The organism is Sphaerisporangium sp. NPDC004334 (genome assembly GCF_053602655.1).
Map to the genome: position 1 here is coordinate 96433 of NZ_JBSGDZ010000032.1, position 11253 is coordinate 107685.

The window sequence follows — 11253 nt, forward strand, 5'->3', positions numbered from 1 at the left end:
TCGGACCGCATACGAGCGCCGTAAACGCCCTGACGGGTCCCTCCGATCGTATGCCCGCCCCGGCCGTGACGTAGACCGGACCGCTCGCTGACCGGCCTCTGGAGCCACTACAGCGCCGGGAGCGGCCCGCACGGGACCGGCTCCCGGCCTGACGGCGCGGCCGTGCGCGGGCCGGGCGTCAGGGGTGGCTGGTGGGCGTGACGCCCCTTCCGGGCACGACCTGGCCGGCCGGCGCGGTCGCCCGGTGCTGGTTGGCGAACATCTCCACCGGCGGCGCCGGCGGCCGGTTGTTCACGCCGCCCACCATGAACAAGGTGCCGAGTGCGACGGCCGCCGAGGCGACGCCGACCGCGACGTACCCGGCGCGGCGGCCGCCCGCCTGCCGTCCCGGCCCCGAGAAGCCGCCGCGGCGGCCCGGCCGGTTGTCGGCCGGGGCGCCGTTCAGCGAGTACGACGGAGTGGGAAAGGGACGCACGCGCGGCGGGACGGGGCCCCCCGGCTCGGACATCCGCAGTAGGGACATGGTGAGGTCCGCCGGCACGGCGGGCGGTTCGAGTGACCTGAGACGGCTCTTGAGCGCCCGCATGGCGTCCAGCTCCGCGCGGCAGTCCGCGCAGAACGTCAGGTGCGCCAGGGCGCGCTCGCGCTCGGCGTGGCCGAGCTCTCCGTCGATCAGCGCTGAGGCGCGCTCTCCGAGATGGCTCATGCTCCCTCCCTGCTGACGGTCGGGGGGAGTTCGTCGCGACGGGGCGCACGGTGCTCGAGCGCCTCGCGCAACTGGCTGCGACCGCGATGGATCCGGCTGCGGACGGTGCCCAGCTTCACGCCGAGCGTCGCCGCGATCTCCTCATAGGACAGGCCTTCGATGTCGCAGAGCACCACCGCGGCGCGGAACTCCGGCTGCAGCGAGTCGAGCGCCGCCTGGATGTCCGGTTCGAGCTGGGCGTCGTCGTACACCTGCGCCGGGGACGGCTCGCGGCCGCGCAGACGCTCCCCCGCGTCGTCGCCGAGCCCCTCGAAGCGGATGCGCTGCCTGCGCCGCGCCATGTCGAGGAACAGGTTCGTCGTGATGCGGTGCAGCCAGCCCTCGAAGGTGCCCGGCGTGTAGCTCGACAGCGACCTGAACACCCGGACGAAGACCTCCTGGGTGAGGTCCTCGGCGTCGTGGACGTTGCCGGTCAGCCGGTAGGCGAGGCGATAGACGCGCGCTGAATGGGCGCGCACGACCTCCTCCCATGTGGGAGGCGTCCAACCTCCGTCGGGTAGCCGGGGATCGTTCCCCGGCGACGCACTGTCGGGAGTATCGGCCTGGTGGTTGTCCTCCACCAGCACTCCTCTCTCCGGGACCACCGCTACAGCCATAGTGCCTGCTTTCGTCCCTTCCTGCGTACCCACCGGCCATTGAGGCCGGACCGTGTTCTTCGAAGGCCTTGAACAAAGGTCGTTCAAAGCGTGCAACGTACCCGTTGTGGCGTGAGTTCCCGTTCGGCCCCGACTCCCCTAGGCTGCGACCAATACGTGCCACGGCGAAGGCGGGGAGGAGAGGCCGATGGCCCCGACGCCGACCAGTCCGGTGGAGGCCACGCTGGCCTACGCGGAGGAGTTCCATTCCGAAGACGAGGTGCTCAGCGCCGCGAGACGGCGCGGCATGGAGGTGGGCGCCGTCCCGATCCTGCCCGGCGGCGGCGCGGCCCTGTGCTTCCTCGCCACCGCGATCAGCGCCAGGTCCGTGGTCGAGGTCGGCACCGGCTGCGGCGTCTCGGGGTTGTGGCTGCTGCGCGGCATGCGTCCCGACGGCACGCTGACCAGCGTCGACGCCGAACCCGAGCACCAGAGGCTCGCACGGCACGCCTTCGCGGAAGCCGGGTTCTCCGGCAGCAGGGTGCGCCTGATCGGCGGCAGGGCCCTGGACGTGCTGCCGCGCCTGGCCGACGGCGGCTACGACATGGTGTTCTGCGACGCCGCGAAGCAGGAGTACGGCGACTACCTGGCGGAGGCCGTGCGCCTGCTGCGGCTCGGCGGCATCGTCGCCTTCGACCACGCGCTGTGGCACAACCGGGTCGCCGACCCGGCGCAGCGCGACCCGGACACCGTGGCGATCCGCGAGCTGGGCAAGCTGATCAGGTCGGACGACCGGCTGCGCGCGCTGATGATGCCGCTGGGCGACGGCCTCCTGGCCGCCGTCAAGATCGCCAACTGACGGGCGGGCACGGGCGGCGGGCCGGGCTCAGGCGTGGTGCGCGGTGGGCCCGGTCCCGGCATGGCCGGCGGCCGGCCCGGCTCAGGCGTAGTGCGCGGTGAACCAGTCGAGCAGCAAACGGGCGCCGAACCCCGTCGCGCCCTTGGTGAAGATTCCGTCGTCCGCGGTGCTGCGGGCCACGCCGGCGATGTCGAGGTGGGCCCAGCGCCGCCCGCCGGTGAACTCGCGCAGGAACAGCGCCGCGGTGATGGAGCCGCCGCCGTACTTGTTCGCGGAGTCCACGTTGGCCAGGTCGGCGATCTCGGAGTCGAGCGCGGCGCGGTACTCGTCGATGAGCGGCATCCGCCACAGCGCCTCGCCGGACCTCGCGCCCGCCTCCAGCAGTTCCTTGGCCAGGTCGTCGCCGGTGGAGTACACCGCGCCGATGTCGCGTCCCAGCGCGATGCCGACGGCGCCCGTGAGCGTGGCCAGATCGATGACGGTGTCGGGCTCCAGCACGTCGTCTGCGTAGGCCAGGGCGTCGGCGAGCACGAGCCTTCCCTCGGCGTCGGTGTTGAGCACCTCCACCGTGCGGCCGCCGTAGTGGGTGATCACGTCGCCGGGCCGCTGCGCGCTGCCCGAGGGCATGTTCTCGGCGGCGGCGACCAGGCCGGTGACGCGCGCCCGCACTCCGAGCCGGCGCAGCGCCCCGAGCACGGCGATCACCACGGCGCCGCCCGCCATGTCGGTCTTCATGAACTTCATGCCCTCGGTCGGCTTGAGGGACAAGCCGCCGCTGTCGAAGGTGATGCCCTTGCCGATCAGCACGATGTGCGGGCCCGCGGGAGCCTCGGGCTCGTAGGAGAGCTGGATCAGCCGCGGCGTGCTCACCGACCCCTGACCCACCGCCAGGATGCCGCCGAACCCGCCCTCGGCCAGCTCGCCCGGCTCCCACACCTTGACCGCGAGGCCCTCGCGCCCGGCGATCTCGGCGGCGCGGGCGGCCAGCCAGGCGGGGTTCTTCTCCGAGGACGGGGTGTTGGCCAGGTCGCGGGTGAGGGCCGTGGCGCGGGCGGTCACCTCGGCGCGCTCGACGGCCGCGCGGGCCCGCTCGGGGCCCGACAGGCGGATCTCCTCGACGGCCCTGGCCCGGACCGCCCCGATGCGCATCGTGTAGGAGCCCAGGAGCGCTCCCTCGGCCAGAGCGGCCCAGCCCGCCTCGCCGGAGCCGGGGGGCAGGGCGATGTCGATGGCCCGGCGTCCCCGGGCCCGCCGGGCGAGCACGCCGCCGGCCTTGCGCAGGGCGCGCGGCCCGCCGTCGCCGATGCCGTACAGCAGGACCCGCCGCACCGCGTCGCCGTGCGAGACCGGCACCTCCACGACCTCGCCGGGATCGCCCTTGGCATCGTGGTGGGCGAGGAGGGCGGGGACCGGCACGGGCAGTTCCACCTCGGCGGTGAGTTCGCTCCCGAACGGCACCGCCAGCAGGTCGGCGTCCTGCGCGGGCGAGTCGACGAAGCTCAGCTCGGTCTCGATGGGCATGGTGGCCTCCCCGGCCTGGAAAGTGCGACAGCCCCGGCGTGGGGGTCTGACCCGGCCGCCGGGGCCGTCAAGTCGCCTGTGTCGATGGGTCGTATCAGGGGTATGTCAGCCGACGACGTTCTTCAGAGCGTCGCCAAGGGCTCTGGCCTCGTCCGGTGAGAGTTCGACGACGAGCCGGCCGCCACCCTCCAGAGGGACCCGCATGACAATGCCCCGTCCTTCCTTGGTGACCTCCAGCGGACCGTCGCCAGTCCGCGGCTTCATCGCCGCCATGCGTGTATCCCTTCCTGCCTCGGCCGGACGACACCGCCGCGCTCGTGTGCGCGCCCGGCCGCCCGCCGCTTTCACGTCTTCTGTGACGTCCCATTATCCCGCCTCGCGAGCGCGCATGGGTAACGATCTCCTCCCAGAATGCGTTGTCCGGGGCCCTGCGGCCGATCAAACTGGTCTATGTGAACGCCCGCGCCGCGCTTTTCGACCTCTACGGCGACCACCTGCGCATCCGCGCCGGACGGGCGTCCGTGGCCGCCCTGGTGCGGCTGCTGGCCCCCCTCGACATCGCCGCTCCGGCGGTCCGCACGGCGATCTCGCGGATGGTGCGGCAGGACTGGCTCACCCCCGTCCGGCTCGCCCAGGGGCCGGGGTACGCGCTCACGCCCAAGTGCCTGCGCCGCCTGGACGAGGCCGCTTCGCGCATCTACCGCACGGGCTCGGCGGTGTGGCAGGGCCGGTGGCACGTGCTGGTCTTCCAGCCGGTGCGCGACCGGGCCAGGCGCGAGCGGCTGCGTGCCGACCTGGCCTTCCTCGGCTACGCCCCCCTGTGCGAGACCACCTGGGTCGGGCCGCGCGCCTCGCCGGAGCTGGACGCCCTGCTGGAGGAGCAGCGGGTCCGCGCCGACCGCTTCGTGAGCACTCTGGACGGTGACCCGCGCGAGCTGGTGGCCCGCGCGTGGGACCTGGGCGCCATCGCGCGGGCCTACGAGGAGTGGATGGGGCAGGCCGCCGACCTGGTCGGGGCCGTCTCGTGCGACGCCCCGGACGACCAGATCTTCGCCGCGCGGAGCAGGCTGGTCCACGGATGGCGCAACTTCCTGTTCCGCGATCCCGGCCTGCCGGCCGAACTCCTCCCGCCCGCCTGGCCGGGCGACAAGGCCCGCGCCTACTTCGAACAGGAGGCGGCCCGGCTGCTCCCGGCGGCCGCCGCCTTCGTCGACCGCAACCTGGACAAAGGAGTCCACTGATGGAGCAGCCGATGGACGCGCGGCCCGGCGGCGAGCAGGTGCTCTACGCCGTCGAGCAGGGCGTCGCGACGATCACGCTCAACCGTCCCGACGCGATGAACGCCCTGACCGTCGTGATGAAGGCGGCCCTGCTCGAAGCGCTCGAACGCGCCCGGGACGAGGCGGAAGTGCGCGCCGTGCTGCTCACCGGCGCCGGGCGAGGGTTCTGCGCCGGCCAAGATCTGCGCGAGCACGCCGAGAACCTCGCGGCCGGGGCCGGCCTGGACGGCACCGTCCGCGCTCACTACAACCCGATCGTCCTGGCGATCACCGGCATGGGCAAGCCGGTGGTGGCCGCGGTGAACGGCTACGCCGCGGGCGCGGGCGTGTCGCTGGCGCTGGCGTGCGACTTCAGGGTCGCGGCCGAGAACGCCCGTTTCGCGATGGCCTTCAGCGCCATCGCCCTCGCCCCCGACTCCGGCGCCTCGTGGACCCTTCCTCGTCTGGTCGGAGCGGCCAAGGCCCGCGAGCTGCTGATGCTGGGCGACCCCGTGGACGCCGCCGAGGCGGCGCGGCTCGGCATGGTGACCTCGGTCGTGCCGGCCGAGGAGCTGGCGCGGAGCGCCCGTGACCTGGCCGTGCGCCTCGCGCAGGGCCCCACGCTCGCGTACGGCGCCATCAAGCAGGCCCTGGACTTCTCCGCGGCGCAGCCCCTGGAGGACGCCCTTTCGATGGAGGCCGACCTGCAGGACGCCTGCGCCAAGACCGAGGACCACCACAGCGCCACCCGCGCGTTCCTCGCCAAGCAGCGGCCCGTCTACGAGGGCCGCTGACGCTCCCGCCGTTCTCAGGCGATGCCGTCGCGCACCCAGCAGTCGGCGACGTGGTCGTTGACCAGGCCGATGGCCTGCATCAGCGCGTAGGCCGTGGTCGGGCCGATGAAGCGCAGGCCGTGGCGCTTGAGCTCCTTGGCCAGGGCCGTGGAGCCGGGCGTGGTCGGCCGCAGGTCGGCGAGGGTGCGCGGCACGGGCGAGGAGGGGTCGGCGTAGCGCCAGACCAGCTCGGAGACCCCGCCGGGGATCGCGGCGGCGGCGCGGGCGTTGGCGATCGCCGCCTCGATCTTGGCCCGGTTGCGGATGATGCCCGCGTCGGCGAGCAGCCGCTCCACGTCGGCCTCGCCGAACGCGGCGACCGCCTCGATGGAGAACCCGGAGAACGCCTTGCGGAAGTTCTCGCGTTTGCGCAGGATCGTCAGCCACGACAGGCCCGACTGGAAGCCTTCGAGCGTCAGCCGCTCGAACACCAGGTCATCGCCGCGGACCGGCCGGCCCCATTCATCGTCGTGGTAGGAGATGTAGTCCGGAGCGCTGGTCGCCCAGCCGCATCTGATGAGCTCAGGTTCCACGAACGTCGAGGTTACCGCTCTGGCCGGTGGACTCGGGGCGGTCGTCCGCCGTGGCGGTGTCGCCGCCTGGGGCGCCGTGCCCTGCGGGCGGTTCGCCGTCCGGCTCGGACGCGGCGGCGCCGGCGTCCCGCGGCGCCTCCGGCGCGGGCGGCTGGTGGTGCTTCGAGCCCGGCTCGGGGTCCGGCGAGCGCCTGCCCGGCCCCGGGGCGGTCCCCTCCTCCGCCGGCCGCTCGTCCAGCGGGCGGGCCGTCAGGCCCGAGAAGGTCCTCGGCGGCGCGGGATACTCCTCCGGCATCGCGATGGGCTCCGACGTCGCGATCACCCGGGGCCCCGTGGCGCCGTCGTACCGCGACGGGCCCTCCGGCCCGGAGGACAGCGTCTCGGACTCGCCGAGGGGGTGCGGCGCGGCGGCCAGCCCCTGGCCCTTCCTGACCGGCCCAGGCTCGGCGGCGGGCGCCCAGGACGGCCGCGTCTGCGCCTCCTGACGGGCCTGGACGCGCCCCGCCAGCAGTTCGGCGACGCGCTGCTCCAGCACGGCGATGTGGGTGTCACGCTCGCCGATGGCCACCGCGGCCCGCTGCAGCGTCTCGTCCACCGTCTGTGTGTGGTAGCCGACCAGGCTCATCGGCAGCCGCAGCGCCATGAAGTCGACGGCCGTGAGCTGCCGCGGAGTGGGCAGTTCCAGGGGCGGGACGTCGGGGGCGAACTCCGTCAGCTCGCCGCCGCGCCCTTGCGAGACGATGACCACGCAGTACAGCACGGCGATCGCGGCGACAGCGAGAAGGACCAGCACATACGAATCGTGCCACATGGGTGCCTTTGAGCGCGCCTTGTTGATCCCGTACGCCGCCGCGCATCGGCGGAGGGGCCGCTCGGAGCAGCCCACCGGGTGAGGCGACCGGCATGGGGCACCGGTATGGCGGCACCGGTATGGCAGCATCGGTCGCATGACGCCCGTGCTCGTGACCGGCCCCGACCGCCCGCTCGACCCCTCCTGGGCGGAGGCCCGGTCGGCCGCCGAGGTCGAGCGGCTCGCCGGCGCAGGGTGCACCGTCGTGGTGACCCTGTCGGGCGACGAGACCGCCCAGCTCGCCGCGGCGGCGGTGTTCGCCTGGCTGGGGGCCCGCGTCTTCCGCACCGACCACGAGGAGCAGGTGCGGCGCGCGGTCGACATGACCGAGTCGCTCGCCGGCAGGCGCCCCCCGGCCCTGGCCCGCCGCGGCCTCGCCTGAACGGGGCGCCGGTCGGCCGTGTCCGACCCGCCTGAACGGGGGGCCGGTCAGCCGGTGGCCGACTCGCCGATCTCGTCGGGGTGGGGGGTGAGGGGCAGCGCGGGCTTCTCCAGGTGTTCCAGGGCCTCGGTGACCGTCGTGGTCCAGGAGATGGCGTCGAAGACGTTCGGGCGGGTGAAGCCCTGCTCGTACATGCCGTCGACCAAGCGGCGCAGCGGCTCGTACAGGCCCCACGGGTCCAGGATGACCAGCGGCTTGTCGTGCAGGCCGAGCACGCGCGCGGTCCAGATCTCGAAGAGCTCCTCCAGCGTGCCGATGCCGCCGGGCAGCACCAGGAACGCCTCCGAGCGCGCGTCCATGGTCCCCTTGCGTTCCCGCATGTCGCCCGTGATGATCAGCTCGTCGGAGTCGGTGTCGGCGATCTCCAGGTCCACGAGCGCCTGGGGCATCACGCCCACCGTGCGCCCGCCGGCCCGGCGGGCGGCGCCGGCGATCGCGCCCATGCACGAGACCGTGGCTCCGCCGCTGACAAGGGTGTGCCCCCTGCGGGCCAGCTCGGTGCCGACCTCCTCCGCGAGGTCGAGGTACTTCTGATCGATCTTCTGGCTGGACGCGCAGAACACACAAATCGCCATCGCCACGGCGTCACCTTACATCGCGCCCCCTTCTCGGTCGGATGGGTCGAGGTGGTGGTTGGGCGGAGCAAATACGAGCCGGAACGTGCAGTCAAGGCCCCAGGGCGTCGCGCGCGACGGCCGGCGAACGCGACGGAGGGATTCATCTGCCGTTTTGGCCGCCACCGCACCCGGCTTCGCGAGGGCGGTGATGAAAGTTACACCCCGATGTCGTTCCCCGGCCCGGCGCGACCGCAATTTTCAGACCGCCATGACCGAGGTCAGAGCCCATATGCGAACTTCAGGGAAACCGAAAGTTTCGCGATGGCCTTGACTTGTTTCGGCCAGGTTTCCAGACTGACTCCCCGAGGCGGCCTCCTCCTGCCAGCTCGGTGGTGCTGCGACGAAGGACGCCGTCCGCGACGCCTCGGTGGTGTGCGTTCCGGCGACGGGACGTGGCGTCGATCCCGCCGGCCATGCCGCTCGCGCGGCTTCCCCGCTTCTTCCTGATTCAGTAACTCATGGAGGTTCAGGCATGGGCACAAACGCCCTACCCCCCACCGGAACCAAGCGACCGCTCAAAGGGCTTCGGGTCGCGCTCGCCGGCGCTCTCGGCGTGCTCGGCACGGTCGCGGCGCTGACGTTGCCGGGCCCGGCCGACGCCGCGGCGAGCACGCTGGGTGCGGCGGCGGCGCAGAGCGGGCGGTACTTCGGTACGGCCATCGCCTCGGGCAAGCTCGGTGACTCGGCGTACACCACCATCGCGAACCGTGAGTTCAACATGGTGACGGCCGAGAACGAGATGAAGATCGACGCGACCGAGCCCAACCAGAACCAGTTCAACTTCAGCGCCGGTGACCGGGTCTACAACTGGGCCGTCCAGAACGGCAAGCGGGTGCGCGGCCACACGCTGGCCTGGCACAACCAGCAGCCGGGCTGGATGCAGGGCATGTCGGGAAGCAACCTGCGCAATGCGATGATCAACCACATCAACGGCGTGATGGGCCACTACAAGGGCAAGATCGCCTACTGGGACGTGGTCAACGAGGCCTTCGCCGACGGCAACTCCGGCGGGCGGCGCGACTCCAACCTGCAGCGCACCGGCAACGACTGGATCGAGGTGGCCTTCCGCACCGCGCGCGCCGCCGACCCGGCCGCCAAGCTCTGCTACAACGACTACAACATCGACAACTGGTCCTGGGCCAAGACGCAGGGCGTCTACAACATGGTCCGCGACTTCAAGTCCCGCGGCGTGCCGATCGACTGCGTGGGCCTGCAGTCGCACTTCAACGGCAACAGCCCTTATAGCAGCAACTACCGCACCACGATCTCCAGCTTCGCCGCCCTCGGCGTGGACGTGGCGATCACCGAGCTGGACATCCAGGGCGGCTCGGCCAGCACCTACCAGTCGGTGACCAACGACTGCCTGGCGGTGTCCCGCTGCGTCGGCATCACCGTGTGGGGTGTTCGTGACACCGACTCCTGGCTCGGCTCCGGCGCCACCGCGCTGCTGTTCGACGGCAACGGCAACAAGAAGGCCGCCTACACCTCGGTACTCAACGCCCTCAACTCGGCCACTCCCAACCCCACCCCGACGCCCACGGTGACGCCGACCGCGACGCCTACTCCCACCGGGCCTGGCGGCGGCGGCAACGGCGCGATCAGGGGTGTCGCGTCCGGGCGGTGTGTGGACGTGCCCAACGCCTCCACCACCGACGGCACCGGGGTCCAGCTGTGGGACTGCAACGGCCAGACCAACCAGACCTGGTCCTCCACCTCCGCCGGTGAGATCAAGGTCTACGGCAACAAGTGCCTGGACGCCGGCGGCAGCGGCAACGGCGCCAAGATCCAGATCTACTCCTGCCACGGCGGCGCCAACCAGCAGTGGCGCGTCAACTCCGACGGCTCCATCAGCGGCGTGCAGTCCGGACTGTGCCTGGACGCCACCGGACAGGGCACTGCCAACGGCACCACCATCCAGCTCTACACCTGCCACGGCGGCAACAACCAGAAGTGGACCTGGAGCGGAGGCACCAGCACCCCCACCCCCACTCCCACCCCGACGGTGACGCCGACCGTGACCCCCACGCCGACGCCCACCCCCACGACGTCGGGCCGCCCGGCCATCGAGAACAACTACTCGGTCACCCGTGAAGGCGCCTACGGCACCAACCGCTACACCGTGTACCGGCCGTCCAACCCGTCGGCCGTCGAGGGCACCCTGCCCGTGCTGGCCTTCGGCAACGGCGCCTGCGCACACACCGACGGCAGCGAAGTGGTCCAGATACTGACGTTCATCGCGGCCCACGGCTTCGTCGTGGTCGACACCGCGTCGGTCGACGGCTCCTCGAACGGAGTGGCGAGCGGAAACCCGATCCCGTCGCTGCTGACCGACGCGATCACCTGGGCCCAGCAGGAGAACTCCCGCAGCGGCTCGGCGCTCTACCAGCGCCTCGACCTGTCCAAGGTCGCCACCGCCGGCCACTCCTGCGGCGGACTCGAAGCGCTGATCGCCGGTGCCGACTCGCGGGTCAAGAGCGTCATCTCCCTCGACAGCGGCCTGTTCGCCGACGGCTCCTTCGGGTACTCCCGCTCGGAGCTCAACAAGCTGCACAGCCCGGTGCTGTTCATGGACGGCGGGTCCTCCGACATCGCCTACGACAACACCCGGGCCAATTACGACCTGGTCCAGGTGCCCGCCGTACTGGCCGAGCACCCGCAGGCCGGCCACACCGGCTTCATCACCGGCTCCCAGCGCACCGACGGCATGACGACCGTGGTCCACTTCCTCGACATGACTCTCAACGGCAACGCCACGGCCCGCTCGTACATCCTGTCCGAACTGGCCAACAAGTCCCCCTGGTCCGTCCGCACCAAGAACTTCTAACCCCGGACGCCCCCGCCGGTAGTCCGACCTCGGACGCCCCACCGGCCGGTGGTCCGACCCCGAACATCCCACCCGCCGATAGTCCGACCCCGGACGCCCCACCCGCCGGTGGACCAACTCCGGACGCCCCACCCGCCGGTGGACCGCTTCGTCGCCGCGGTCCACCGGCGGGTG

At 72.1% G+C, this 11253-nt stretch carries 12 protein-coding genes; 5 read left to right on the forward strand and 7 right to left on the reverse strand.

Features of this window, described 5'->3' with window-relative positions; all coding sequences use genetic code 11:
* Window positions 1-178: 178 nt before the first annotated feature.
* Together ACWEN6_RS33675 and sigE are read right to left on the reverse strand one after the other, a co-directional pair.
* Window positions 179-706, reverse strand: coding sequence for an anti-sigma factor family protein (locus ACWEN6_RS33675; RefSeq protein WP_354840411.1), 528 nt, complete (start codon window positions 704-706; stop codon window positions 179-181).
* Entirely contained in the window at window positions 703-1362 is a 660-nt protein-coding gene (sigE, locus tag ACWEN6_RS33680; protein ID WP_452575940.1) for an RNA polymerase sigma factor SigE, read from the reverse strand. The genes ACWEN6_RS33675 and sigE overlap by 4 nt, the downstream gene beginning before the upstream one ends.
* 187 nt (window positions 1363-1549) lie before the next feature.
* Here sigE and ACWEN6_RS33685 point away from each other — a divergent pair, with 187 nt between their 5' ends.
* Window positions 1550-2200, forward strand: a complete 651-nt coding sequence (locus ACWEN6_RS33685) for an O-methyltransferase (protein ID WP_354840405.1) — start codon at window positions 1550-1552, stop codon at window positions 2198-2200.
* A gap of 81 nt (window positions 2201-2281) precedes the next feature.
* Here the strand turns inward: ACWEN6_RS33685 and ACWEN6_RS33690 are convergent, their stop codons facing one another.
* Window positions 2282-3721 carry a leucyl aminopeptidase gene (locus tag ACWEN6_RS33690; protein WP_452575942.1) on the reverse strand — a complete coding sequence of 480 codons (1440 nt, stop codon included), beginning with the start codon at window positions 3719-3721 and terminating at the stop codon, window positions 2282-2284.
* Window positions 3722-3826: 105 nt separating this feature from the next.
* On the reverse strand, window positions 3827-3994 hold the full coding sequence (locus tag ACWEN6_RS33695; RefSeq protein ID WP_114033903.1) for a DUF3117 domain-containing protein: 168 nt from the start codon (window positions 3992-3994) through the stop codon (window positions 3827-3829).
* Between the two features lie 179 nt (window positions 3995-4173).
* Here ACWEN6_RS33695 and ACWEN6_RS33700 point away from each other — a divergent pair, with 179 nt between their 5' ends.
* Both ACWEN6_RS33700 and ACWEN6_RS33705 read left to right on the forward strand, forming a co-directional pair.
* Window positions 4174-4962: a PaaX family transcriptional regulator gene (locus tag ACWEN6_RS33700; protein WP_452575944.1), complete on the forward strand. Its 789-nt coding sequence runs from the start codon at window positions 4174-4176 to the stop codon at window positions 4960-4962.
* Entirely contained in the window at window positions 4962-5774 is an 813-nt protein-coding gene (locus ACWEN6_RS33705; RefSeq protein ID WP_452575946.1) for an enoyl-CoA hydratase-related protein, read from the forward strand. Before ACWEN6_RS33700 ends, ACWEN6_RS33705 begins: the two co-directional genes overlap by 1 nt.
* Before the next feature lie 14 nt (window positions 5775-5788).
* On the opposite strand, the gene ACWEN6_RS33710 is transcribed toward ACWEN6_RS33705, so the two are convergent.
* Window positions 5789-6346 (reverse strand): DNA-3-methyladenine glycosylase I, encoded by a 558-nt coding sequence (locus tag ACWEN6_RS33710; protein WP_452575948.1) that lies wholly within the window; start codon window positions 6344-6346, stop codon window positions 5789-5791.
* A complete protein-coding gene (locus ACWEN6_RS33715; RefSeq protein WP_452575950.1) occupies window positions 6336-7139 on the reverse strand; it encodes a hypothetical protein in 804 nt (267 codons plus the stop codon). Before ACWEN6_RS33715 ends, ACWEN6_RS33710 begins: the two co-directional genes overlap by 11 nt.
* Window positions 7140-7293: 154 nt before the next feature.
* Between ACWEN6_RS33715 and ACWEN6_RS33720 the strand changes: the two genes are divergently transcribed.
* Window positions 7294-7578 carry a hypothetical protein gene (locus ACWEN6_RS33720; protein WP_452575952.1) on the forward strand — a complete coding sequence of 95 codons (285 nt, stop codon included), beginning with the start codon at window positions 7294-7296 and terminating at the stop codon, window positions 7576-7578.
* Between the two features lie 47 nt (window positions 7579-7625).
* On the opposite strand, the gene ACWEN6_RS33725 is transcribed toward ACWEN6_RS33720, so the two are convergent.
* A complete protein-coding gene (locus ACWEN6_RS33725; protein WP_354927472.1) occupies window positions 7626-8213 on the reverse strand; it encodes an LOG family protein in 588 nt (195 codons plus the stop codon).
* Window positions 8214-8727: 514 nt separating this feature from the next.
* On the opposite strand from ACWEN6_RS33725, the gene ACWEN6_RS33730 reads away from it, so the two are divergent.
* On the forward strand, window positions 8728-11079 hold the full coding sequence (locus tag ACWEN6_RS33730; protein WP_452575954.1) for an endo-1,4-beta-xylanase: 2352 nt from the start codon (window positions 8728-8730) through the stop codon (window positions 11077-11079).
* The last annotated feature ends 174 nt before the right edge of the window (window positions 11080-11253 follow it).